We start from the raw sequence: 24,217 nt of genomic DNA on the forward strand, positions 1-24,217 counted from the left end.
CTCGCCAATCGCCCGAACATGAAGGCCAGATGAACGGCGGAGAAAACCCGAACCGTATTCGTCTCGGAAGCGCCCGCGCGCGGCGATAAAGAGCGGAAAATGTTCGAGGCCGCTCGGCGCTTGCGGTTTTCGCTGCGCCGAGCGGCCTCGTCTCCCCGGTCCCCACCGGTAGGACAAGTATGGCGGCGATTGATCTTCCCGCGCCAGTCGTCTCACTCGATCGTGGTGCACAGCACTCGGGCGCAGTGGGTACCTGTCCTGCGACCCGGTGCGACAGGACGGTGCCGGAATCCACGTCGAACCGCGGCGAAGGGAGCCAGCGTGGGTGAACAACTCAAGGACGGACTCGGACAGGCCTGGAATCTGGTGGCCACGTTCGTCCCGAAACTCGTGGGTTTTCTGATCATCCTCTTGATCGGCTGGCTGATCGCGAAAGCCGTGTCCAAAGCGGTCGGGCTCGTTCTCGGAAAGCTCGGTTTCACGCGGATGGTGGAGAAGACCGGGCTGACCGGAATGGTGAAGGGCGCGAATCTCGACGCCACCGCGGTGCTCGTGAAACTCGTCTACTACTTCATTCTGCTGATCGCGCTGCAGCTGGCGTTCGGGGTGTTCGGGCAGTCGAACCCGGTGAGCCAGCTGCTGAACGACATCATCGCGTTCCTGCCGAGGATCCTGGTCGCGGTGGTGCTGATCATCGTCGCGGCGGCGATCGCGAAGGTCGTGCGGGACGTCGTCGCGGGCGCGCTGTCGGGCCGTTCGGCCGGGCGGCTGCTCAGCACGATCGCGTACTGGCTGGTGATGGCGTTCGGCATCATCGCGGCGCTGGGCCAGGTGAACATCGCGACGGCGGTGACCGGCCCGATCCTGATCGCGGTGCTGGCGACCGCGGGCGGCGTGATCGTGGTCGGCTTCGGCGGCGGCCTCATCAAGCCGGCCCAGGAACGCTGGGGCGGCTGGCTGGCGAACCTGCAGGGCCAGGTCGGCTCCGGCAACGGTGCGCGGGAGCAGGGCCAGGTGAGCGGGCAGCACGCGCACGCCGGGCAGGCCCGGACGCAGAGCTACCCGCAGTCCCAGTCGGGCAGCCTTCCGCAGCCGGGCGAGCAGACCCGCCAGATGCCCGCGGACGGCGGCCGCCCGCCGGAGCCGCCGACCCCGCCCGCCGGGTTCGGGCGCGTGGACCGCTGAGCGGAGGCCAGTCGAGCCGGGGATTCCGCGGACAGCGAGCTGATCCGCGGAGGTTCGCCGGCTCCGGGCCGTGCTGCTGACCGGATTCGAACCCGGCAGGCGGCTTCGCTGACGGCCTTCCCCGATCCGCGGATCGGGGACAAGGGGCCGCGTTGCTTCGGCAGCGCGGCCCCGCGGTCTGCCCGCCGCCATTTTGCTCGTGGCGGTCGGCAAGGGCGGCACGCGGGGCTGGGTCTCGATGACCCACAGTCGGCCCCGCCGTTCCGGGCGATGGAGGCCCGGCGCCACCTCGGCGCCGGGCCTCCGCCATGTCCGGCTCCGGCGTCCACTCAGCGGGACTGTCTGCAGTCTCACATCGGCACGGGAATGGCGGCTCCGTGTTGCATGTTGGGAGGCGTAGATCGGAAGGGGTGCCGACGTGGACTTCCTGTTGCATCACGGCGTGACCGTGTTCGGCCAGTGGATCTCGATCGCCGAGCTGGCCGGGCAGGTGTTCGCGCTCGCGGTCGTGTTCCTCGCGCAGCGGCGGACGCTGTGGACCTGGCCGGTGCAGGTCGGCGCGACCGTCCTGCTCTTCTCCGTGTACGCGTCCGCGCATCTCGGCGGCCTCGCCGGACGGCAGGTCGCGATCCTGCTCATCTCGCTCTACGGCTGGTGGGCCTGGAACCGCCGGACCGACCCGGTGTACGGCGTCGTGGTGCGCAAGGGCCGCTGGACCGAGCGGGCCGTGATGCTCGGCGCGTTCGGACTGGGCACGGTCGCGATGGCGCTGACGCTCCAGGCACTCGACGCCTCGTGGGCGCCCTGGCCGGACGCCGCGATCTTCGTCGGGACGCTCGTCGCGTTCGCCGCGCAAGGCGTCGGGCTCGTGGAGTTCTGGGGCGTGTGGCTGGTGGTCGACGCGATCGGCGTGCCGCTGCAGATCAGCTCCGGCCTGTACTTCTCGGCCGCGATCTACATTGTCTTCGCCGCGCTGGTCGTCCACGGCTGGGTCACCTGGAACCGCTCGGCGCGCACCGCGGTGTCCGGCGAGAAGGCCGTCGCCGCGGCGCGCTGAGGTCAGGCGCCGAGCGCGAGCTGCCCGTCCGGGGTCAGCTCGGCCCGCGTCCACTGCCCGACCGGTCCGCCCAGCGCGGACACCGGGCGGACCAGGCCTTCCCGGACGAGATCGTGCGCCGTCGTCTGGTCGCAGCAGGGCAGGCCGTCGACCCTCAGATCCGGTTCGCAGCTGCGGGTGAGTTCGGCTCGGCCGGCGGCGATCGCGCGGAGCATCGCCAGCGCGCGGCGGTTCAGCGTGACGGACATGGTCTTTCCCCCTCGGATCTTCCGAAGGCAAGAGACGTGATGTCCGTCACTGGATACGCGATTACGCCGACCGCACCAGCCCGCGCCGACGCCCCGCTCAGCGGAGCGTGGCGTGGGTGGGGCGCAGGTCGTCCACCCGCCGGACCCCGAGCAGCTGCATAGTGCGGATCATCTCGGTGCGCAGGATGTCCACGCAGCGCTGCACGCCGCGTTCGCCGCCCGCCATCAGGCCGTACAGGAACGCGCGGCCGATCAGCACCGCGTTCGCGCCGCGGGCGAGCGCGGCCACGATGTCGCCGCCGGACAGGATGCCGGTGTCGACCCAGACTTCTGCGCTGTCCTGGACCGCGTCCAGCGTCGCGGGCAGCAGCTCGATCGGCGTCGGGGCCCGGTCGAGCTGACGGCCGCCGTGGTTGGACAGCAGGACCGCGTCCGCGCCGTGTTTCACCACCTCGCGGGCGTCGTCGACGTTCTGCACGCCCTTGATCACGAGCTTGCCCGGCCAGGTCTGGCGCACCCAGTCGAGGTCGTCGAAGTTCAGCGTCGGGTCGAAAAGCTTGTCCAGCAGTTCCGCGACGGTGCCGCCGAACCGGTTGAGCGACGCGAAGTTCAGCGGCTCGGTGGTCAGCATGTTGAACCACCAGGCCGGATGCATCGCGCCGTCCACGAACGTCTTCAGCGTGATCGCGGGCGGGATGGTGAGGCCGTTGCGGACGTCGCGCAGCCGCTGGCCCGCGACCGGGGTGTCGACGGTCAGCAGGAGCGTGTCGTATCCGCTCTCCCACGCGCGATTCATCAGATCTTCGCCCGCGCCGTGGTCGCGCCACACGTACAGCTGGAACCACTTGCGCGCGTCCGGTGCGGCGGCCGCGAGATCCTCGATCGACGTGGTGCCCATCGTCGAAAGCGCCATCGGCATGTTGTTGCGCTGCGCCACCCTGGCCACCGCGCGCTCGCCCGCGGTCTGCATCATCCGCGTGAACCCGGTGGGCGCGAACGCGAACGGCAGCGCCGAGCGCTTGCCGAGGATCTCCCTGCTGGTGTCCACATCGGACACCCCGCGCAGCACGTTGGGCTGGAATTCCACCCGGCGGTAGGCCTGCCGGGCGCGGCGCAGGCTGTCCTCGAGCTCGGCCGCGCCGTCGGTGTAGTCGAACGCCGCGCGCGGGGTCCGCTTGCGCGCGATCATCCGCAGGTCGGCGATCGTGTGCGCGCCGGCCAGGCGCCGGTCGGTCGGATTGAGCACGATCGGCTTCGGCCGCAGGATCTCTTTGAGCTCGCTGGGCCGGGGCAGGCGACGCTGGGTCACGCTCGACCACCTTTCGTCAGGCATCCGGATACATCCGATGTCTACCTTAAGGCAGAGGCCCCTCCGGGACATCGTCCCGGGAGGGGCCTCCGCGGTCAGGCAGCGGTCACGCGTTGCCGGAGTCGGACGTCTGCGGCCCGGCAGCCGCCACGTCGTCGAGCCGGTAGCGGCGCGCCGCCTCGGCGACCTTCGCCTGGTCGAACTCGCCGCGCTTGGCGAGCGCGGACAGCGCGCCGACGGTGATCGACTCGGCGTCCACCAGGAACTTGCGCCGCGCGGCCGGGCGGGTGTCGGAGAAGCCGAACCCGTCGGTGCCGAGCGTGAGCATGTCGGTGGGCACCCACGGGCGGATCATGTCCGGCACCGCGCGCATCCAGTCCGACACCGCCACGACCGGGCCGGAAACCTCGGCCAGCTTCTGCGTGACGTACGGAACCCGCGGCGTCGCGTCCGGGTGCAGCAGGTTCTCGTGGTCGATCTCGACCGCTTCGCGGCGCAGTTCGCCCCACGACGTCGCCGACCACACCGCGGCCCGCACGCCCCACTCCTCGGCCAGCATCTTCTGCGCCTTGAGCGCGTCCGGCATCGTGACGCCGGAGACCAGCACCTGAACCTCCGGACCGTCGCCCTCAGGGGCGTCGGCGTACCGGTAGAGGCCCTTCAGGACGCCGTCGACGTCCAGGTTCTCCGGCTCCGCCGGCTGCTGGTACGGCTCGTTGTAGATGGTGATGTAGTAGAAGACGTTCTCGCCGTTGCCGTCCGGGCCGGTCTCGCCGTACATCCGGCGCAGGCCGTCCTTGACGATGTGGGCGATCTCGAACGAGTACGCCGGGTCGTACGCCACCACGGCCGGGTTCGTCGCCGCCAGCAGCAGCGAGTGCCCGTCCGCGTGCTGGAGACCCTCGCCGGTGAGCGTGGTGCGGCCGGCGGTGGCTCCCAGCACGAAACCGCGGGCCATCTGGTCCGCCGCCGCGTACAGGCCGTCGCCGGTGCGCTGGAACCCGAACATCGAGTAGAAGATGTAGATCGGGATCATCGGCTCGCCGTGCGTCGCGTACGACGTGCCGACGGCGGTGAACGACGCGGTGGAACCCGCCTCGTTGATGCCCTCGTGCAGCAGCTGGCCCTTCTCGGACTCCTTGTACGCCAGCATCAGGCTCGCGTCGACCGAGGTGTAGGTCTGGCCGTGCGGGTTGTAGATCTTGGCGGTCGGGAACATCGAGTCGAGGCCGAACGTGCGGGCCTCGTCCGGGATGATCGGGACGATCCGCTTGCCGATCTCCGAGTCCTTCGCCAGCTCGCGGATGAGCCGGACGATCGCCATCGTGGTGGCGACCTCCTGCTTGCCCGAGCCCTTGCGGACGCCCTCGTAGACCTTGTCGCCGGGCAGCACGAGCGCCTTGGCGGTCTTCGGGCGGCGCTCCGGCAGGTACCCGCCCAGCGCCTTGCGGCGGCCGCGCATGTACTCGATCTCCGGCGAATCCGGGCCGGGGTGGAAGTACGGCGGCAGCTTCGGGTTCTTCTCGAGTTCCTCGTCGCTGATCGGGATCCGCTGCGCGTCCCGGAACAGCTTCAGGTCGTCGAGGGTGAGCTTCTTCATCTGGTGCGTGGCGTTGCGGCCCTCGAACGACGGGCCGAGGCCGTAGCCCTTGATGGTGTGGGCCAGGATCACCGTCGGCTGGCCGTGGTGCTCCATGGCCGCCTTGTACGCCGCGTACACCTTGCGGTAGTCGTGCCCGCCGCGCTTGAGGTTCCAGACGTCGGCGTCGGACAGGTCCTTGACCAGTTCCTTCGTCCGCGGGTCGCGGCCGAAGAAGTGCTCGCGGACGAAGGCGCCGTCGTTGGCCTTGTACGTCTGGTAGTCGCCGTCCGGCGTGACGTTCATCAGGTTGACCAGCGCGCCGTCGCGGTCGGCCGAGAGCAGCGCGTCCCATTCGCGGCCCCAGATGACCTTGATCACGTTCCAGCCCGCGCCGCGGAAGTAGGACTCCAGCTCCTGGATGATCTTGCCGTTGCCGCGCACCGGGCCGTCGAGCCGCTGCAGGTTGCAGTTGATCACGAAGGTCAGGTTGTCGAGGCCCTCGCCCGCGGCCACGTGGATCAGGCCGCGCGATTCGGCCTCGTCCATCTCGCCGTCGCCGAGGAACGCCCAGACGTGCTGGTCGGAGGTGTCCTTGATGCCGCGGTCGTGCAGATAGCGGTTGAACCGCGCCTGGTAGATCGCGTTCATCGGGCCGAGGCCCATCGACACCGTCGGGTTCTCCCAGAACTCCGGCATCAGCCGCGGGTGCGGGTACGACGGGAGGCCGCCGCCCTCGCCCGCGTGGCTGTACTCCTGGCGGAACCCGTCGAGCTGCTGCTCGGAAAGGCGGCCCTCGAGGAACGCGCGGGCGTACATGCCGGGGGAGGCGTGGCCCTGGAAGAAGACCTGGTCGCCGCCGCCGGAGTGGTCCTTGCCGCGGAAGAAGTGGTTGAAGCCGACCTCGTACAGCGCCGCCGACGAGGCGTAGGTGGAGATGTGGCCGCCGACGCCGACGCCCGGCCGCTGCGCGCGGTGCACCATGATCGCCGCGTTCCAGCGGATGTAGCGGCGGTAGCGGCGCTCGATCTCCTCGTCGCCCGGGAACCACGGCTCGTTCTCGGTGGGGATCGTGTTCACGTAGTCGGTCGACGTGAGCGCCGGGACGCCGACGTTGCGCTCCCGGGCGCGCTCGAGGATGCGCAGCATCAGGTACCTGGCCCGCTGCTGGCCCCCTCGCGCCAGCGCCTCGTCGAAGGAGTCCAGCCATTCGCTGGTCTCTTCCGGGTCGATGTCGGGAAGGTGCGCCGCGAGTCCGTCACGGATGACGCGTACGCGAGCCGGGGTCTCCTTGCCGGAGGCGCCGTCGTTCTGCGGGGCCAAGGGGTCTCCTTGTAGCTGGTTGTAGCCGTTGTAGCTGGTGGGCGGGAGTGCTCGCCGACGTCCATGGTCGTCCCGGTTGGGGTTCCCGTCACCTGTACTGCCCGGTAACATCGGCCGCCCGAGTGTCGCCACTCCCCGCGCACGGTGTATCGCGCGCGCGTTTTCTCTCCCCCACCCTAAAGGAGGCTCTCGGGGAGGGCGTCGCAGCGGTGGGTACTGAGTGCCACCCGGAGTCGGGCGGGGAGGCGGCAAGCCCCTACGCTGCAGACACGACTTGCCAAAGATCCGGTGTGGACGGTTGCGCGCAGCGCCGCGTCAGTGTTCGCTGTTCGACAACCGTGTATCCGAGTGCGGCGGACCTACCGCCGCGCTCCGTCGTAGTTGGAGGAGTGGAAGCAGTGGTCGCCGCGGGAGACGCAGGCAACGCCGGCGTCGCCGAGAGCCTTGGCATCAAGCCGGACATGGTGGTCCAGGAGATCGGCTGGGACGAGGACGTCGACGACGACGTCCGCGCGGCGATCGAGGAAACCATCGGCGGTGAGCTCCTCGACGAAGACGCGCAGGAGGTCATCGACGTTGTGCTGCTGTGGTGGCGCGACAACGACGGAGACCTCGGGGACGCGCTGGTCGACGCGCGAGGCCCGCTGGACGAGAACGGCGTGATCTGGGTGCTGACCCCGAAGACCGGGCAGCCCGGGCACGTCGAGCCCAGCGACATCGCCGAGGCGGTGCCCCAGGTCGGGCTCGCCCAGACGGCCAACATCAGCGTGGGCCCCGGCTGGCTGGGCACCCGGCTGGTGTCGCCGAAGTCCTCGAAGGCCAAGCAGCGCTGAGGCCGCGATAGGGTGGGCGGCACGCTCGTGTTCGCTCTGGAGAGGAATCGCCGGTATGGCCGTCGAGGTCGGTTCGCAGGCCCCTGACTTCACGCTCAACGACTACAACAAGCAGCCGGTCACGCTGTCGCAGTTCAAGGGCGACAAGCCGGTCCTGCTGGTGTTCTACCCGTTCGCTTTCAGCGGGATCTGCACCGGCGAACTGTGCCAGCTGCGCGACGAGTTCGGCGACTACGACGGCAAGGGCGTCCAGGTGCTGGGCGTCTCGGTCGACACGCCGTTCTCGCTCAAGGCGTGGGCCGAGGTCGAGGGCTACCAGTTCCCGCTGCTGTCGGACTTCTGGCCGCACGGCGAGGTGGCGCAGAAGTACGGCGTGTTCAACGACCAGGCAGGGCTCGCCGTCCGCGGCACCTTCCTGATCGACACCGAAGGCGTGGTCCGCTTCGCCGAGGTCAACGCGCCGGGCGAGGCGCGCGACCAGGCCGGGTGGAAGAAGGCGGTCGAGGAACTGACCGCCTGAATTCTTTTCGCTCGCCGGGGCGGGGATTCCCCGTTCCGGCGCGCGGGCGCATAGCTCAGCGGGAGAGCACTCGGTTTACACCCGAGCGGTCGCAGGTTCGATCCCTGCTGCGCCCACCGTTTTCGAGCCGACCCCATCCGGTGGAGTTTTCACCGGATGGGGTCGCTTGTTTTCGTTGCCTGGACTGTCGAGCATCCGGTGCGGTCTCCGCGGACGCAAGAGAAGGCCCCTTGAACCGGGATCCCCCATCGTTCCCGGCCCAAGAGGCCTTCTCGTTCCTCCCCTTGCCCCGTCGGGCCTGCCCCCTCGACAGGCCCGGCCGCAGCGCACTCCGCGGGTGTACGCGAGACAAGAGGCGGCTTCGGCGGCGCTGGATACTGCGCCAACCGGGTGATCTCACCGCGTGAGTGCGGCGACCTCTCCGATCAGCCGGTCGATCTCCTCGTCGGTGTTGTAGTAGTGCACCGACGCGCGCACCAGATCCGGCAATTGGCGGGCGGTGAAGTCGTACTGCGCCGACGGCGGGCGCGCCACGCTCGTGTTGATTTTCGCCGCGTTCAGCCGGTCCTTGATCTCGTCCGCGGGCAGTCCGTCGACGCTGAAGGTCACGAGCCCGCATTTGCGCGCGCCAGCGTCGTGCACGGTGACTCGGTCCAGTTCGGCCAGGCGGGAGCGCAGGGTCGCGGCCAGGGCGGTGACGCGTTCTTCGATCGCGGGCAGGCCCCATTCCAGCGCGTAGTCCACGGCCGCGCCGAGGCCGAGTACCGCGGCGTAATCGCGTTCCCATACCTCGAATCGCTTGGCGGTCGGGTCGACGACGTACTCGGTGGGGGAGGTCCACTTGGCCGAGTGCAGGTCGAGCATCGCCGGTTCGAGACGGTCGCGCAGCCGCGGGTGCACGTACAGGAAGCCGGTGCCGCGCGGCCCGCGCAGGTACTTGCGGCCGGTGGTGGTCAGGGCGTCGCAGCCGATGCGTTCGACGTCGAGGTCCAGTTGTCCGGCCGACTGGCACGCGTCGAGCAGGAACGGGATGCCCGCCTCGCGCGCGACGGCGCCGATTTCCTCGGCGGGGTTCACCAGGCCGCCCTGGGTGGGCACGTGGGTCACCGCGATGAGCTTGACGTCGGAGTCGATGCGGCGGCGCAGGTCGGCGACGTCGAGTTGGCCGGTTTCGTCGTCGCCCACGACCTCGACGGTCGCTCCGGTGCGGCGCGCGATCTGGAGGTAGGCGATGGCGTTGCTGGCGTATTCGGCGCTCGCGGTGAGGATCCGGTCGCCCGGCCCGAACGGCAGCGCGTAGAAGATCGCCTGCCACGAGCGGGTGGCGTTGTCGCTGAGCGCGATGTCTTCCGGGGCGGCGTTGAGCAGCCGCGCGATCGAGGCGTACACGCCGTCGATGCGGTCCTTGGCCTGTTCGACCGCTTCGTAGCCGCCGAGCAGGGATTCGGTGCGCAGGTAGTCGATCACGGTGTCGGTGACGCGTGCGGGAGGGAGGGCGGAGCCGGCGTTGTTGAAGTGCGTGACTCCGACGCACCCTGGGGTTTCGGACCGTGCGCGGGCGACATCGAAAGAGCTGGCCATATGAACTGAATACAGTACGAGTGAACTGTGTGCAATACTCGCCGCATGGGCAAGAGACTCCTGCGCGGTGAACTCATCGAGGAGATCACCGCGCGCGTCCTCGACGGACGGTTTCCCGCCGACACCCGGATCAACGAGGTCCACCTGGCGAACGAGCTGGGCGTCTCCCGCACGCCGTTGCGCGAGGCGCTGATCGGACTGGCCGACCGCGGGCTGCTCGTCGCCGCTCCGGGGCGCGGATTCCTCGTCGCGCCACTCGATCCGCAGGAAGCGCGCCGGCTGTACCCGCTGATCGCCGAACTGGAAGCGCTCGCCCTGCGCTGGACGTCGCCGCTGGAACTCGCCTCGCTGCCGGACGCGCTCGACCGGATTTTCGACGAGATAGCCGATTCCTGCGATCTCCCGGCAGCCGACGACCGTTGGCACGCGCTGCTCACGTCCCGCTGCGGCAACCCCCATCTGCTGCGCTTGATCGAGCAGACAAAGCCGTTGCTCAAACGCTACGAGACGGCATACTTCGGCGGGCGGGACCGAGTGGCGGAGAGCGTGGCCGAACACCGCGAGATCGCGGCGGCCTTGCGGGCGAACGATTTGCCCGGCGCGTCCGCGCTGCTGGTCCGGAACTGGGTGAAAGCGTTGACGTACTTGCAAGGGAGCTGATCCGGTGCGGGTTTTCGCGCATCTTTCCGACATCCACCTCGACGGCAGCGAGCGCGCCGACGCACGGGCCGCCGCAGTGACGCGGTACCTGCGAAACCTCGAAGCGCCGGTCGACGCTGTGTTCGCCACCGGCGACATCGCCGATCACGGCCTGCCCGAGGAATACCGTCGCGCGGCCGAACTGCTGGACCTTCCGGTGCCGGTGGTGGTCTGCCCCGGCAACCACGACGTCCGCGCGCAGTTTCGCGAAGCGCTGTTGGGAGAACCGGCTGGCGACGCACCGGTGAACTCCGCGACCAAGGTGGCCGATGTCCTGCTCGTGTCGTGCGATTCGACGATCCCGGGCAAGGGCGCGGGCTACCTCGCCGACGAGACGCTCGCCTGGCTGGACGACACGCTCGCTGGCCACGACGGCCCGTCGTTCGTCGCGTTTCACCACCCGCCGCTCGACGTCGGGGTGCCGCTGGTGGACGCGATCCGCCAGACCGGCGAAGACCGTCTCGCTGCCGTGCTGAAGCGGCATCCCGGCGTCGTAGCGCTGTTGTGCGGGCACGTGCACACCGGCGCTGCAACAGAGTTCGCGGGCGTGCCGGTGCGGATCGCGCCGGGCGTGGTGTCCGGATCACTGCTGCCGGTGGAACCCGGCGCGGGCCGCGGCTGGGACGAAGGCGGGCCGCTGGACTTCGACAGCCCGCCGTCGCTGCTGCTGCACGTGCTGCACGACGACGGCAGGCTGACGACGCATCAGCGCACGGTCACCGAGTAAAGACCGGCAGCGTGACCCGCGAGGGCCGGGTCTCGTCGTGGAACACCTCGAACCGGTTCGGCGTGCCGCGCACCGCGGACGAAACCCGTTCTCCCGTACCGTGATTGCGCGCGAACCGGGGGAACGCGCCGCCCGCGACCTGAACCCGCAAGCGGTGCCCGCGACGGAAGCGGTACGCGGTCGGGTCGAGCTCCACCTCGGCCCGCACCACTCCGTCGGCGTCGGCTTCCGGCAGGCCGGGACGCAGTCGCAGGATTCCGTCGGTGACGTTGCGCGAGATGCCGCCGGGATCGACGTCGCACAGCCGCACGTACACGTCGGCGTCGGCCAATTCGGTCCGCACGAACACGGTGGCGGACACATCGCCGATCACGTCGACGTCGTGCACCAGCGGTTCGCCGGTGAACACCAGCACGTCGTCGCGCGCCTCGATCTCGGAATTGTCGCGCTGCTTGGACTTTCCCATCAGCAACGGCCCGCCGACGGCCGGGGTCGGGTCCGCCGGGTCGTAGGTGAAGGGCGTGGGCAGGGCCTCGCCGGGCACCGTTTCGCCGAGACCGCCGACCGGGCGCAGGTGTGCGTGCGTGGGCTCGGAAGCCGGCGGCCAGTGGTCGAAATCGAGCCAGGTCGACGCCTTCTGCAGGAAGATCCGCACGGGGGAGCGCTGTAACTGGGTGCGGTCGTCGGCGAGGTGCGCGCGCAGGAAGCCGAGCTGGTCCTGGATCAGCACGCGGAAGCTGGCCGGTTCGCCGTGCGACCACGGGCCGACGGTGATCCGCGGCGACCGTCCGGCGTCCTGCAGCGTGCGGAAGTCCCGCATCTGCGCGCGGATGAACAGGTCGTACCAGCCGGTGACCATGCTGACCGGCACGTCGAGTTTCGCGACTTCGGCGCTGTGGTCGGACATCTGCCAGAAATCGTCGTCCGGGTCGGCGTGCTCGGTGACGTCCTGGAGGAACTGCACCGGCTTGCCGATCGCCGCCACGTCCGCGCCCGCGATCGGCAGGTACGCCATCGCACTGCGCGTGCGCCGCGTCTGCAACGGGTTCGGCAGCGCGGCGAACCGCTCCTCCTGCTTCCCGATCATCGCCGACCAGGACACCATGTTGTCCGCCGCGAGCACCCCGCCCGGATAGAACGTGCTGACGAATTCCGACGCGGTGATCCCGAGGCACATGGCTTCCAGCGGCGGGTCGAGATACGGGCCGACTGCCCATTGCGTGTGGCCGAGGTAGCTCGCGCCCGCCATCGCGATCCGCCCGTCGCACCAGGGTTGGGCGCGCAGCCATTCGGCGGTGGCGATCCCGTCCTCGCGTTCGAGGTGGAACGGGCGGAATTCTCCTTCGGAGCCGAAGGTGCCGCGGGTGCTTTGCAGGACGGTTTGCAGGCCGTGGCGCGCGAAGGTTTCGCCGAAGAGCTTGGCGAGGGGGCCGGTGCGGCCGTAGGGGGTGCGGATCAGGACTACGGGGCCGTTCGTCAGGCCCGCCGGGGTGTAGCGGTCGGCTAGCAGGTGCACGCCGTCGTGCATCGGGACGCGGAGGCCCTTGGCTGCGGTCGGGGCCGGACCCTCGGCGGCGGGGAGACCGAGCAGTCGGTCGACGATTCGGTTCAGCACGTAATCGAACGTACGCGAGTCGCTACCGTTCCGCTCCTGCGGAGAAGGCGGTCCGTGAGGGGAACCCTGGGGGAATCAGCGGCTGTGCGGGTTCCCCTCACGGACTTAGGCGGCGAGTGCGTCCGTCACCTGGAGAGCGGGGTTGCGGAACGGGGCGAGCAGTTCCGGATCGACGCCTGCTCGTGCCAGCGCCGCCGCGAGTACGGCAGGACGGGCTCGGTCGCCGCCGTCCGCGATCTTCAGCGCCACTGCGGTTCCGTCCGGCAACGCGGCGAGCTGCACGGCCTCGAAACCGTCCTTCGCGATCAGTCCCGGCACGGCCCGCATCAGCCGGGTGACGTCGCGTCGGCTCCCGGCCACCAGATCCGGATGCTGCCGGATCCCGTTGGCCACCAACGATTCCGGCGAACCCTCTGGCGCGGTCGCGATCCGCGAAGCAGCCTTCGCCAAACCTCGCAGAGACAGCGCGAACAGTGGCGCACCGCAGCCGTCCGTGGCTACGCGCGGCACGGTTTGCCCGGTCAGTTCCTCGACGGTTTCCCGGATCGCACGCTGCAGCGGGTGTGCCGGATCGAGGTAACCGTCGACGTCCCACCGCTGCTCTTGGCACACGGCCAGCATCGCGGCGTGCTTGCCGGAGCAGTTGTGCGCGAGTCGCGACGGCTGCCGTCCAGCAGCGATCCAGGCGTCCCGCTCGACCGGGTCGTAGGGCAGGTCAGCGGGGTTGCCCAGATCGGTTTCGGTGAAGCCGCGGCTTTCCAGCACGGCGGCGGCTGCCTCGAGATGCCGCGGTTCGCCGGAGTGGCTGGCCGCGGCGATCGCGAAACCGGACGGGTCGAGGCGCAGTCCGAGCCGGGCCATCGCGGCGGCCTGCAACGGCTTCGCGGTCGAACGCGGGTACATCGCGACGTCGGGGTCGCCCGCCTCGAACAGCGTCGAACCGTCGGGCGAGAGCACGACGACGGAACCGTGGTGGACGCCCTCGACCATGCCGTCGCGCAGAAGGTGGACCAGCGGGACGTGCCGCGGTTCGCGTTCCTGCGGGATCACGACGCCTCTGCCTTGTCGAACGCGCTCATGTCGATCCGCTTGCGCACGACGAACCAGCCGGCGACGAGCGCGACGACGATCACCGGCAGCGCCATGAGGGTGATCCGGCCGGTCTTGTCGAAGCCCATCAGCACGACGACCGCGGCGAGGAAGGCGAGCGTCGCGATTTCGGTGTAGGGCGAGAACGGCAGCCGGAAGTGCGGCCGGGTCACCTCGCCGCGCTTGGCCTTCCGCACGAACAGCAGGTGGCTGAGCACGATGATCGCCCAGGTGCCGAGGATGCCGACGGCGGCGAAGTTCAGCACGATCTCGAACGCGTCCTTCGGCACCACGTAGTTCAGCCCGACGCCGACCACGCACACCGACGACGTCAGCAGGATCCCGCCGTAGGGCACCTGGTTGCGGTTCATCACGCCGGTGAACTTCGGCGCGGACCCGGCCAGCGACATCGAGCGCAGGATCCGCCCGGTCGAGTACAGGCCGGAGTTGAGGCTCGACAGCGCGGCGGTCAGCACGACCAGGTTCATGATGCTGTCCGCGCCGGGCACGCCCAGTTTCGCCAGCACGGTGACGAACGGGCTCTGGTCGGCCGAGTAGGCGTCCCACGGCAGCAGCATCGCCAGCAGCACGACCGAGCCGACGTAGAACAGCGCGATCCGCCACATGATCGAGTTGATCGCCTTGGGCACGATCTTCTTCGGGTTCTCCGTTTCGCCCGCCGCGACGCCGACCAGTTCGCACGAGGCGTAGGCGAACACGACGCCCTGCACGATCAGGATCATCGGCACGATGCCCGCCGGGAACACGCCGCCGTGGTCGGAGATCAGCTGCGGGCCGGGGATGTGGCCGTCGATCGGATGCTGCGTCACCAGCAGGACGATGCCGACGATCAGGAACAGCACCAGCGCGGCGACCTTGACGATCGAGAACCAGAATTCCATCTCGCCGAACAGCTTCACCGACACGAGGTTCAGCGACAGCACGACCGCCAGCGCGATCAGCGCGAGCACCCACTGCGGGATCGGCGTGAAGAACGACCAGAAGTGCGCGTACAGCGCGATGGCGGTGATGTCCGCGATGCCGGTCGTCGACCAGTTGAGGAAGTGCATCCAGCCCGCGACGTACGCGCCCTTCTCGCCCATGAACTCGCGCGCGTAGGACACGAACGCGCCGGACGACGGACGGTGCAGGATCAGTTCGCCGAGCGCGCGCACCACGAAGAACGCGAAGAGCCCGCACACCGCGTACACGATCGCGAGCGCCGGACCGGCCTGCGCGAGCCGTCCGCCCGCGCCGAGGAACAGGCCGGTGCCGATCGCGCCGCCGATGGCGATCATGTTGATGTGCCGGGATTTCAGCGCCTTGTTGTATCCGGCGTCGCCCGCGTCGGCGGGACCCGCCTCGGCAGTGGCGGGCAGGGTTTCTTCACTCACGCGGTGGTACCTGTTTCTGCTTCGCCGGCGCGCGCCGGTCGGACGATCGTGGTCAGGGTCTTCTCGACGTGATCGAGATGCTCGGTCATCGCGGCCGCCGCCGCGTCTTCCTCGCCTTCGGCGATCGCCGTGACGATGCGCCGGTGCTCGACGTTCGACTGGGTGCGCCGTCCGCCGAGCTGGTTCAGGAACGCCGACTGGCGGGCCAGTGCGTCGCGGATCTCCTCGATCACCTTCGCGAACACCGGATTGCCAGATGCCCGTGCGATCGTGACGTGAAACTGTGAGTCGAGCGCCACCCAGGCGGCGTCCGCGGTCTCGGCGTCCATCCGGTCGACGAGATCGGCGAGCCGGGCGAGCTGGTCGGCGTCGCGGCGGCGCGCGGCGTACGCGGCCACCGGGACCTCGACGTGCCTGCGCACCTCGACCAGGTCGCGGGCCGAGTAGTCGCCGAACGTAGGGTTCTCCGGCGGGCCGCTCGCGGTGACGAACGTGCCGCGGCCGGTGCGCGACACGGTCAGCCCGAGCGCCTGCAGCCCGCGCAGCGCCTCGCGCACGACCGAGCGGCTGACCTCGAACTCCCTGCTCAGCGCGGCCTCCGACGGCAGCTGGTCGCCGATCGCGTACTCGCCGTGCTCGATCGCCTGCCGCAGATGGCCGAGGACGGCCTCCATCGCGCTGACGCGCCGGGGGAGCGGTCCGGCTGCCCGGCTGTCAGACAGGTTCACGCGACGGATCGTCGGTTCCGGCCCGGCCGCTGTCAAGCGGAGCCATGGCCCCTTGCTCGGCGGTTGTGGGCTGGTTCACGCTCCCGGGTGACTCTGGGGGCCCGGCTGTCCGAGGCGCCGGTTTTTGTCGGTGCCGGGTGCGACCGTGTCCGGGTACTGAGGGGCGCACCGGCGATCACCACGCCGAACGCGCCCGGCGCGTCGGAGCCGCGCCCGGCCTACGGAAGAGAGAGGATCCAGACGGAGCGCTCAGACCGCGGCGGACTAGGGTGGACAGCCCGGGCCCGCCGCGTCGACCGGAGCCGGGAAGCCGTCTGCCTAGGGGAGGTTTTCGCTGGTGTCGAACGATTCTTTCGTCCACCTGCACGTCCACACCGAGTACTCCATGCTGGACGGTGCGGCGAAGATCGGTCCCTTGTTCGCGGAGGCGGCCCGGCTGAACATGCCGGCGGTCGGGATGACCGATCACGGGAACATGTATGGCGGGGACGAGTTTTATCAGACGTCGAAGAAGCACGGGATCAAGCCGATCATCGGGATCGAGGCGTACATCGCGCCGGAGTCGCGGTTTCACAAGAAGCCGGTGTTCTGGGGGCAGGCGTCGCAGCGGGGGTCGGACGAGTTCGGCGAGGGCGGCGACGTCTCGGGTGGCGGTGCGTACACGCACATGACGATGGTGGCGGGGAACGCGACGGGGTTGCGGAATCTGTTCAAGCTGTCGTCGCTGGCGTCGATTCAGGGGTATTACCGCAAGCCGCGGATGGATCGGGAGCTGATCGCGGAGAACGCGTCCGGGATCATCGCGACGACCGGCTGCCCGTCGGGCGAGGTGCAGACCCGGTTGCGGCTGGGGCAGCGCGAGGCCGCGATCCAGGCGGCCTCGGACTACAAGGACATTTTCGGGGCGGGGAATTTCTTCCTGGAGCTGATGGACCACGGGCTGCCGATCGAGCGGTCGGTGCGGGAGGGTTTGCTGGAGATCGGGAAGCTGCTGGACCTCCCGCCGCTGGCGACGAACGATTCGCACTATGTGACGAAGGACCAGGCGGACACGCACTCGGCGTTGCTGTGCGTGCAGGCGGGGAAGACGCTGAACGATCCGACGCGGTTCAAGTTCGACGGGGACGGTTATTTCCTGAAGTCGGCGGAGGAGATGCGCGAGTACTGGGACCGGGAAGTCCCGGGGGCGGCGGACAACACGTTGTTGATCGCGGAGCGGGTCGAGTCGTACGAGGACGTGTACACGCACAAGGACCGGATGCCGGTCTTCGACGTCCCCGAAGGACACACCGACGCTTCCTGGCTGCGCCACCAGGTGGCCGAGGGCCTCAAGTGGCGGTTTCCCGAAGGCATCCCGGACGGGTACGAGGAACGCTGCGACTACGAACTCGGCGTCATCGAGGGCAAGGGCTTCCCGTCCTACTTCCTCATCACCGCCGACCTCATCCAGCACGCGCGGGAGGTCGGCATCCTCGTCGGCCCCGGCCGAGGGTCCGCCGCCGGCGCGCTCGTCGCGTACGCGCTCGGCATCACGAACCTCGACCCGATCCCGCAGAAGCTGCTGTTCGAGCGGTTCCTGAACCCGGAGCGCATGTCGATGCCCGATATCGACATCGACTTCGACGACCGCCGCCGCGGCGAGATGATCCGGTACGCCACCGACAAGTACGGCTCGGACCGGGTCGCGCAGGTCATCACCTTCGGCACGATTAAGACCAAGGCGGCGATCAAGGACTCCGCCCGCGTGCACTTCGGCCAGCCGGGCTACTCGATCGCGGACCGGATTTCGAAGGCGCTGCCGCCGCCGATCATGGCGAAGGACATCCCGCTGTCGGGCATCGTCGACTCGAAGCACGAGCGCTACGCCGAGGCCGCCGAGGTCCGCACGCTGGTCGAGACCGACGAAGAGTGCAAGACGATCTTCGACACCGCCCGCGGCCTCGAAGGCCTGATCCGCAACGCGGGCGTGCACGCCTGCGCGGTGATCATGTCGAGCGAGCCGCTCACCGACGCGATCCCGGTGTGGCAGCGCGACGACGGGTCGATCATCACCGGCTGGGACTATCCCTCCTGCGAGGCCATCGGCCTGCTGAAGATGGACTTCCTCGGCCTGCGCAACCTCACCGTCATCGGCGACGCGCTGGAGAACATCAAGGCCAACCGCGGCGAGGAGATCGACCTCGACCGGCTCGGCTTCGACGACCCCGAGGCGTACAAGCTCCTCGGCCGGGGCGACACGCTCGGCGTGTTCCAGCTCGACGGCGGCGCGATGCGCGACCTGCTGCGGCGCATGCAGCCGACCGGGTTCGAGGACATCATCGCGGTGCTCGCGCTGTACCGGCCCGGTCCGATGGGCATGAACGCGCACAACGACTACGCCGACCGCAAGAACAACCGGCAGCAGATCAAGCCGATCCACCCGCAGCTGGAGGAACCGCTGCGGGAGATCCTGTCCGAGACCTACGGCCTGATCGTCTACCAAGAGCAGATCATGCAGATCGCCCAGAAGGTCGCGGGCTACACGATGGGCCGAGCGGACACGCTCCGCCGCGCGATGGGCAAGAAGAAGAAGGAAGTCCTCGAGAAGGAGTACGAGGGCTTCGAAGAGGGCATGAAGTCCAGCCCGCTGGTCGAGGGCGGCTTCTCGCCGGAAGCGGTCAAGGCGCTGTGGGACACGATTCTCCCGTTCGCCGGGTACGCGTTCAACAAGTCGCACGCCGCCGCGTACGGCCTGATCGCGTACTGGACCGCCTACCTCAAGTCGAACTACACCGCGGAGTACATGGCCGCGCTGCTCACGTCGGTCGGCGACAACAAGGACAAGTCGGCGATCTACCTGTCGGAGTGCCGGCGGCTGGGGATCAAGGTGCTGCCGCCGGACGTGAACGAGTCGGCGCTGCGGTTCGCGGCCGTCGGGAACGACATCCGGTTCGGTCTGGGCGCGGTGCGCAACGTGGGCGCGAACGTGGTGGAGTCGATCATCAAGACGCGCGAGGAGAAGGGCAAGTACTCCTCGTTCACCGAGTTCCTGGACAAGTCGGAGCTGGTGGCCTGCAACAAGCGGGTGATCGAATCGCTGATCAAGGCGGGCGCGTTCGATTCGATGGGCCACACGCGGCTGTCGATGATCCAGGTGCACGAGGACGCGGTGGAAGCCGTCGTCCCGCTCAAGCGCCAGGAAGCGATGGGCCAGTTCGACCTCTTCGGCTCGTTCGGAGCCGACGACGGAGACGCGGCCGAAGCGGCGCCGTCGTCCTCGCCGCTCGCGCACCTCAAGTTCGGCGAGGAGGAGTACCCGCGCAAGCAGCTCCTGGCCTATGAACGCGAAATGCTGGGCCTGTACGTGTCGGCGCACCCGCTCGACGGGGCCGAGCGCATCCTGCGCAAACACGCGCCGAAGCCGATCGCTGCGCTGCTCGCCGACCCGCCGAAGGAGGGCGAGGTCGTCATCTCCGGCCTGCTCACCTCGCTCGAACGCCGGGTCAACAAGAAGGGCGAGCCCTGGGCGATCTGCACCGTCGAGGACATGGACGCCGCGCTCGAGGTGCTGTTCTTCGCCAAGGCGTACTCGATGTTCGCCGCGGACCTGGTCGAGGACAACGCGGTGCTGGTGAAGGGCCGGGTCAACTGGCGCGAGGACAAGATGTCGGTGTTCGGCGGCGGGCTCGTGCCGCTGGACCTGTCCGAGATCGGCAACGGCGACGAGGAACCGCCGCTGGTGCTGCTGGCCGCCGCGGAGAAGATCGACCAGGCCGTGGTCAGCGAGCTGAAGTCGACGCTGCTGGCGCACAAGGGCGATACGCCGGTGCACCTCAAGCTCGTCGGCAAGAACCAGACGGTCTTCGCGCTTTACGATTACCCGGTGAAGGTCAGTTCGATGCTCATCGGTGAGCTCAAGGGCATCCCTGGGATCACCGCCAACACCTGATGACCGGGGCGGAGCCGGATCCCCGCCGCTGGCGGGCGCTCGCGGTCACCCTCGCCGCCGGGTTCATGACGCTGCTGGACGTCAGCATCGTCAACACGGCTCTGCCCTCGATCCAGCGCGACTTGAACACCGGCGCGGGCACCATCCAGTGGGTGGTCTCGGGCTACGCGCTCGCCTTCGGCCTGGTCCTGGTCACCGGCGGCAGGCTCGGCGACGCGCTGGGCCGCCGCCGGATGTTCCTCATCGCGCTGGCGGCGTTCGTCGCGACGAGCGCGCTCGCCGGCGCGGCCCCCGACCCGGCGACCCTCGTCGCCGCCCGGCTGGCCCAGGGCTGCGCCGCGGGCATGCTGACGCCGCAGAACAGCGGCCTGATCCAGGATCTGTTCCACGGCGCCGAGCGCGGGCGGGCGTTCGGCATGTTCGGCGCGGTCGTCGGCATCTCCACCGCGGTCGGGCCGGTGCTCGGCGGCGTGATCCTCGCGCTGTTCGGAGACCCGGACGGCTGGCGGTGGGTGTTCTACGTGAACGTGCCGATCGGCGCGATCGCGTTCGGGCTCGCGATGAAGCTGCTGCCGCGCACAGACCGGCGAAAACTCCGGCTGCGCACGGAAATCGACTACGCCGGGATCGTGCTGCTGGCCGTCGCGGTGCTCGGGGTGCTGCTGCCGCTCGTGCAATCCGAACGGGGCGGGTTCGGCCGGTTCTGGTGGCTGTTCGGGGTGGCGATCGTCTTCGGCGCGGCCTTCGTGTGGTGGGAACGGCGCGTCGTGCGCAAGAACCGGCCGCCGTTGCTGGACATCCGGCTCTTCACCGGCACTCCGGGCTACGCGAGCGGCGCGGCGGTCGGGGCACTGTACTTCTGCGGGTTCGCCGGGATCTGGCTGGTGTTCGCGCTCTTCTTCCAGCAGGGCCTCGGCTACACGCCGCTGCAGTCGGGGCTGGCTGTCACGCCGTTCGCGCTGAGCTCGGCTGTGACAGCAGCCGTCGCCGGACGGCTCGTGGCCCGGTTCGGCCGGAAGCTGACCGTCATGGGCCTGAGCATCGTCGCGCTCTCGCTGCTTTCGGTGGGATTGGTCGTGCAGCTGGTGCCGCCGTCGGCCGCGGGATTCGCGGTGGCCGGACCGTTGCTGATCGGCGGGATCGGCGGCGGGATGGTGATCTCGCCGAACACGACGCTCACCCTCGAATGCGTGCCGAACCGGCTGGCCGGCGTCGCCGGGGGAGCGCTGCAGACCGGCCAGCGGATCGGCACCGCGATCGGCACGGCCGTGCTGGCGTCGGTGTTCGAATCGGTGGTCGCGACCGCCGGGCACCAGACCGCGCTCACCGCGGCGATGTGCTGCGCGGGCGGGCTCACCCTGGTCGCGCTGGCTTTCGCGACCCTGGAACTCCGCGCCCGCCGGCGGCGTGCCATCCTGACGGAGGACCAGCAAGCGGCGCAGTCCGCGGCGAATATTCACCGAACGTGACCACGCAACGCTGATCCTGCCTATTCGGTGAGCTACTTACCGCCACCAGGTGATACTCCATCCGGGTGACAGGTGACCTTCGCCCCTAGTGCTACTCAGAGCAACCGAGTAGACCTTATGGAGCCTTCAGAACGGCACTTTGGCTACCGACAGTGGCAATTCGCTCGATCGACCGGGGATGGGTCGATCGGCCGGACGGCCCGGGAGTCCGAAGTTCCGGGGAATGGACACCCGGAGTCGCATCCCGGTACGAAATTCGTCGGCGTCCGCGGGGGACCGTACGGCGAATCGCCGGGGCACTGCCCGGAGTGGCAGGCCGAGTGCGTGCGAAGGCAACGGGGCGGGCCCGGGCGAGGGGGAACCGGGCCCGCCCGCCTTTCTTCCTCCCCGGCCTTCCCTCGGTTCCGCGAGGCTCCGGAACGCCGGGGCCGCCGCGCGCTTGACCTTCCCCTCGGGGCTGGCCCCACGCTCAGGGTGTTCCGAACGAGGGAGAACCCATGCCGGACCTGCTGACCATCGGCGCGTTCGCACGCCTGGCCCGCCTTTCGCCCAAAGCGCTGCGGCTGTACGACGAGACGAACCTGCTGCCGCCTGCCCGCGTCGACCCGGACACCGGCTACCGCTGGTACTCGCCGGACCAGCTCGAGCGGGCGCGCCGCGTCGTCCAGCTGCGCCGGATCGGGATGCCGCTGCCGCGGATCCGGACCGTCCTCGACCTGCCGCCGGAAGCGGCGGCGGCCGAGGTCCGCGCGTACTGGGACGAGCAGGAGCGGGAGTGGCGCGCCAAGCGGGAACTCGCCGGGTTCTTCCTCGACCGACTGGCCGGGAAGGAAACCCCGATGTACGACGTGTCCGTTCGCGAAATGCCCGCCCGCACGCTGCTCGTCGCCTCCGAGCACCTGACCGCCGACCGGATCGGCGCATTCGCCGCCCCGCTGTTCGCGTTCTTCGGCGGCCCGGCGGTCCCGCGTCCGTCCGGCGATGCCGGAAGGCCTTTCCTGCGCTACTACGGGGAAATCAGCGATGACAGCGACGGCTTGGTCGAATTCTGCTGTCCAATCGACCCCGACGGCGGGGACATCGCCTTCCCGGACATGACGCTCAGCAGCGACGACGCGGGCCGCGAGGCGTACGTCACCGTGCCGAAAGCGAACATGAATACCGCGCTCGGGGCCGAATCGCTGCACCGCTGGCTGACCGACCGGGACGTGCGGGCCGACTGGAAGCCGCGGCAGATCTTCCTCTGCGATCCCGGACAGGCCGCCCTCGACGATCCGGTCTTCGAACTGGCGGTCCGGCTGCGCTGAGGCGTCCGGTTTCACCCGGTTCCGGCTGCTCGGGATGTCGCGCTCGCGCCGCGCCGTCGATCATGTTGGGATGGCCGCGTTCTGCGGAAAGGGGAGCGCACATGGCCCACGAATCAGTGCCGGGCAACCGGATCCGGGTGTGGTACCGGCCGATGCGACCACGCGACACCAGCGAAGGGCACCGCGCGTCAACGCCGCTGGAGCTGCTGTTCGACCTGTGTTTCGTGGTCGCCGTCGGCCAGGCTGCCGCGCAGCTGCACCACGCGCTTTCCGAGGGGCACGTCGGGCACGGGGTGCTCAGCTTCGGGATGGTGTTCTTCGCGATCTGGTGGGGCTGGCTGAACTTCAGCTGGTTCGCGTCGGCGTTCGACACCGACGACGTGCCCTATCGCCTGGCCACTCTCGTCCAGATCGGCGGCGGTCTGACCGTCGCGGCCGGCGTGGACAAAGCCTTCGAGGGCGACTTCACGATCGTGGTCATCGGGTACGTCCTGATGCGGTTGGCCGCGGTCACGCAGTGGCTCCGCGCGGCGCGGCAGTCACCGGAAATCCGCACGACCGCGTACTTCTACGCGGCAGGCATCACGCTCTGCCAGATCCTGTGGATCGCCCGGCTGGCACTGCCCGGCACTGCTGGGTTCATCGGCTTCTTCGTGGTGCTGGTCCTGGAACTCGCGGTGCCCGCGGTAGCGGAGGCGCGAACGACCACGCCGTGGCACTCGCACCACATCGCCGAGCGGTACGGGCTTTTCACGCTGATCGTGCTCGGCGAAACCGTGCTCAGCGCCACCAACGCGGTGAAGGAGGGGATCGCGGAGGGGGAGCACACCGGCGAGCTCGTGTCGCTGGCCGTCGCCGGCCTGGTCCTGGTGTTCTCGATGTGGTGGCTGTATTTCGACCAGCCGGGGCACGCCCGCCTCGAACGCGGCAACTCGCGGTGGACCGCGTTGAGCTGGGGGTACGGCCACTACCTGATTTTCGGTTCGGCCGCGGCGGTCGGCGCCGGACTGGAACTGGCGGTCGGATTCGACAGCGGGCAGGTGCACGTCAGCGGCATCGTGACGGCGCTGGCCGTGACGATCCCGGTCGCGGTCTTCCTGCTGAGCGTGTGGCTGCTGCACATCGGCCCGACGAACGAATGCCGCCCGATCGCGATCGGCTTCCCGGCGGCCGCGGTGCTCGTGCTCGCCGCGTCGTTCGGCCCGGCGCCGATCCACGTGACGGCGGCCCTCGCGGCGATCCTCGTCGGCGTCACGGTGATCGCGACGCACGGCGAGCGCGAGCCCGGCTGACCGGCTTCCGGCCGCGACCGCCGGATCGACGCAGGTCAGCGGCTTGGCGCGAAAAAAGGGACCCCCCTGTTCGAGGGCTGTTTCGGGGCGTGTAATGTTCTCTTCGTCGCCAGGGAGACCGGGCGGCCGCCGGGAACACGAACCAAGCTCCCACAGTAGTGGTAGAGTGGGTGGTCCCAAACCTCCGGAGCTGAACCAGCCCCCGACGAAGCCTCGAGCTTCCCAGGGTGTAGAGTTGGACTCCGGAAAAACAAAAGCTTGAAATAACGCATCGAGCTTGGCCTGGTTGATTACGGGGCTGGTTCGGGGTGTGTTGCTTGAGAACTCAACAGTG

General features: G+C 69.2%; 18 protein-coding genes and 1 tRNA gene. 11 read left to right on the forward strand and 8 right to left on the reverse strand.

Going from position 1 to position 24,217, the window contains the following annotated elements; all coding sequences use genetic code 11:
* Window positions 1-321: 321 nt before the first annotated feature.
* Both EIZ44_RS36670 and EIZ44_RS36675 read left to right on the forward strand, forming a co-directional pair.
* Entirely contained in the window at window positions 322-1,185 is an 864-nt protein-coding gene (locus tag EIZ44_RS36670; protein ID WP_078870822.1) for a mechanosensitive ion channel family protein, read from the forward strand.
* A 418-nt stretch (window positions 1,186-1,603) separates the two neighbouring features.
* Window positions 1,604-2,242, forward strand: coding sequence for a nicotinamide mononucleotide transporter family protein (locus EIZ44_RS36675; protein ID WP_037820491.1), 639 nt, complete (start codon window positions 1,604-1,606; stop codon window positions 2,240-2,242).
* A gap of 2 nt (window positions 2,243-2,244) precedes the next feature.
* On the opposite strand, the gene EIZ44_RS36680 is transcribed toward EIZ44_RS36675, so the two are convergent.
* The 3 genes from EIZ44_RS36680 to aceE all read right to left on the reverse strand — a co-directional run bounded on the left by EIZ44_RS36680 (window position 2,245) and on the right by aceE (window position 6,701).
* Window positions 2,245-2,490: a hypothetical protein gene (locus EIZ44_RS36680; protein ID WP_037820494.1), complete on the reverse strand. Its 246-nt coding sequence runs from the start codon at window positions 2,488-2,490 to the stop codon at window positions 2,245-2,247.
* A gap of 97 nt (window positions 2,491-2,587) precedes the next feature.
* The gene (locus EIZ44_RS36685) at window positions 2,588-3,799 is read right to left on the reverse strand and encodes an alpha-hydroxy acid oxidase (RefSeq protein WP_134733730.1); all 1,212 of its coding nucleotides are present in this window, start codon (window positions 3,797-3,799) and stop codon (window positions 2,588-2,590) included.
* 106 nt (window positions 3,800-3,905) lie between these two features.
* The gene (gene aceE, locus EIZ44_RS36690; protein ID WP_043835979.1) at window positions 3,906-6,701 is read right to left on the reverse strand and encodes a pyruvate dehydrogenase (acetyl-transferring), homodimeric type; all 2,796 of its coding nucleotides are present in this window, start codon (window positions 6,699-6,701) and stop codon (window positions 3,906-3,908) included.
* 398 nt (window positions 6,702-7,099) lie between these two features.
* Between aceE and EIZ44_RS36695 the strand changes: the two genes are divergently transcribed.
* From EIZ44_RS36695 to EIZ44_RS36705, 3 genes are all read left to right on the forward strand, one after another.
* Complete coding sequence (locus tag EIZ44_RS36695) at window positions 7,100-7,534, forward strand: DUF3052 domain-containing protein (protein WP_009074710.1); 435 nt, start codon at window positions 7,100-7,102, stop codon at window positions 7,532-7,534.
* A 55-nt stretch (window positions 7,535-7,589) separates the two neighbouring features.
* Window positions 7,590-8,054 (forward strand): peroxiredoxin, encoded by a 465-nt coding sequence (locus EIZ44_RS36700; protein WP_020657595.1) that lies wholly within the window; start codon window positions 7,590-7,592, stop codon window positions 8,052-8,054.
* Between the two features lie 44 nt (window positions 8,055-8,098).
* A tRNA-Val gene (locus tag EIZ44_RS36705) sits at window positions 8,099-8,170 on the forward strand.
* A gap of 280 nt (window positions 8,171-8,450) precedes the next feature.
* On the opposite strand, the gene EIZ44_RS36710 is transcribed toward EIZ44_RS36705, so the two are convergent.
* Complete coding sequence (locus EIZ44_RS36710; RefSeq protein WP_134733732.1) at window positions 8,451-9,635, reverse strand: aminotransferase class V-fold PLP-dependent enzyme; 1,185 nt, start codon at window positions 9,633-9,635, stop codon at window positions 8,451-8,453.
* 45 nt (window positions 9,636-9,680) lie between these two features.
* Here EIZ44_RS36710 and EIZ44_RS36715 point away from each other — a divergent pair, with 45 nt between their 5' ends.
* A complete protein-coding gene (locus EIZ44_RS36715) occupies window positions 9,681-10,295 on the forward strand; it encodes a GntR family transcriptional regulator (RefSeq protein ID WP_134733734.1) in 615 nt (204 codons plus the stop codon).
* Between the two features lie 4 nt (window positions 10,296-10,299).
* Window positions 10,300-11,061 carry a metallophosphoesterase gene (locus tag EIZ44_RS36720; RefSeq protein ID WP_134733736.1) on the forward strand — a complete coding sequence of 254 codons (762 nt, stop codon included), beginning with the start codon at window positions 10,300-10,302 and terminating at the stop codon, window positions 11,059-11,061.
* Here the strand turns inward: EIZ44_RS36720 and EIZ44_RS36725 are convergent.
* The 4 genes from EIZ44_RS36725 to EIZ44_RS36740 form a co-directional block, all read right to left on the reverse strand.
* On the reverse strand, window positions 11,051-12,676 hold the full coding sequence (locus EIZ44_RS36725) for a CocE/NonD family hydrolase (protein ID WP_134733738.1): 1,626 nt from the start codon (window positions 12,674-12,676) through the stop codon (window positions 11,051-11,053). The two genes, EIZ44_RS36720 and EIZ44_RS36725, sit on opposite strands and share 11 nt — an antisense overlap.
* A 105-nt stretch (window positions 12,677-12,781) precedes the next feature.
* Window positions 12,782-13,726, reverse strand: a complete 945-nt coding sequence (locus EIZ44_RS36730; protein WP_134733740.1) for an asparaginase — start codon at window positions 13,724-13,726, stop codon at window positions 12,782-12,784.
* The gene (locus tag EIZ44_RS36735; protein ID WP_134733742.1) at window positions 13,723-15,159 is read right to left on the reverse strand and encodes an amino acid permease; all 1,437 of its coding nucleotides are present in this window, start codon (window positions 15,157-15,159) and stop codon (window positions 13,723-13,725) included. The genes EIZ44_RS36730 and EIZ44_RS36735 overlap by 4 nt, the downstream gene beginning before the upstream one ends.
* Window positions 15,156-15,833 carry a FadR/GntR family transcriptional regulator gene (locus EIZ44_RS36740; RefSeq protein WP_043835998.1) on the reverse strand — a complete coding sequence of 226 codons (678 nt, stop codon included), beginning with the start codon at window positions 15,831-15,833 and terminating at the stop codon, window positions 15,156-15,158. Before EIZ44_RS36740 ends, EIZ44_RS36735 begins: the two co-directional genes overlap by 4 nt.
* A gap of 391 nt (window positions 15,834-16,224) precedes the next feature.
* Between EIZ44_RS36740 and dnaE the strand changes: the two genes are divergently transcribed.
* The 4 genes from dnaE (at window position 16,225) to EIZ44_RS36760 (ending at window position 23,883) form a co-directional block, all read left to right on the forward strand.
* Window positions 16,225-19,815 carry a DNA polymerase III subunit alpha gene (gene dnaE, locus EIZ44_RS36745; protein WP_134733743.1) on the forward strand — a complete coding sequence of 1,197 codons (3,591 nt, stop codon included), beginning with the start codon at window positions 16,225-16,227 and terminating at the stop codon, window positions 19,813-19,815.
* On the forward strand, window positions 19,815-21,284 hold the full coding sequence (locus tag EIZ44_RS36750; protein WP_134733745.1) for an MFS transporter: 1,470 nt from the start codon (window positions 19,815-19,817) through the stop codon (window positions 21,282-21,284). The genes dnaE and EIZ44_RS36750 overlap by 1 nt, the downstream gene beginning before the upstream one ends.
* A gap of 497 nt (window positions 21,285-21,781) precedes the next feature.
* A complete protein-coding gene (locus tag EIZ44_RS36755) occupies window positions 21,782-22,591 on the forward strand; it encodes a MerR family transcriptional regulator (protein ID WP_037820766.1) in 810 nt (269 codons plus the stop codon).
* 101 nt (window positions 22,592-22,692) lie between these two features.
* Entirely contained in the window at window positions 22,693-23,883 is a 1,191-nt protein-coding gene (locus EIZ44_RS36760; RefSeq protein ID WP_134733747.1) for a low temperature requirement protein A, read from the forward strand.
* The last annotated feature ends 334 nt before the right edge of the window (window positions 23,884-24,217 follow it).

Origin of the sequence: Amycolatopsis nivea (genome assembly GCF_004522235.1) — a bacterium.
In the GTDB taxonomy this organism is placed as follows: Bacteria; Actinomycetota; Actinomycetes; order Mycobacteriales; family Pseudonocardiaceae; genus Amycolatopsis; species Amycolatopsis nivea.

What these genes read in the sequence shown, in the direction of transcription:
- EIZ44_RS36740 (WP_043835998.1), bottom strand. Translation starts at nt 15,833, where the DNA reads ATGGAGGCCGTCCTCGGCCATCTGCGGCAGGCGATCGAGCACGGCGAG.
- EIZ44_RS36700 (WP_020657595.1), top strand. Translation starts at nt 7,590, where the DNA reads ATGGCCGTCGAGGTCGGTTCGCAGGCCCCTGACTTCACGCTCAACGAC.
- EIZ44_RS36750 (WP_134733745.1), top strand. Translation starts at nt 19,815, where the DNA reads ATGACCGGGGCGGAGCCGGATCCCCGCCGCTGGCGGGCGCTCGCGGTC.
- EIZ44_RS36710 (WP_134733732.1), bottom strand. Translation starts at nt 9,635, where the DNA reads ATGGCCAGCTCTTTCGATGTCGCCCGCGCACGGTCCGAAACCCCAGGG.
- EIZ44_RS36715 (WP_134733734.1), top strand. Translation starts at nt 9,681, where the DNA reads ATGGGCAAGAGACTCCTGCGCGGTGAACTCATCGAGGAGATCACCGCG.
- EIZ44_RS36760 (WP_134733747.1), top strand. Translation starts at nt 22,693, where the DNA reads ATGGCCCACGAATCAGTGCCGGGCAACCGGATCCGGGTGTGGTACCGG.
- EIZ44_RS36755 (WP_037820766.1), top strand. Translation starts at nt 21,782, where the DNA reads ATGCCGGACCTGCTGACCATCGGCGCGTTCGCACGCCTGGCCCGCCTT.
- EIZ44_RS36680 (WP_037820494.1), bottom strand. Translation starts at nt 2,490, where the DNA reads ATGTCCGTCACGCTGAACCGCCGCGCGCTGGCGATGCTCCGCGCGATC.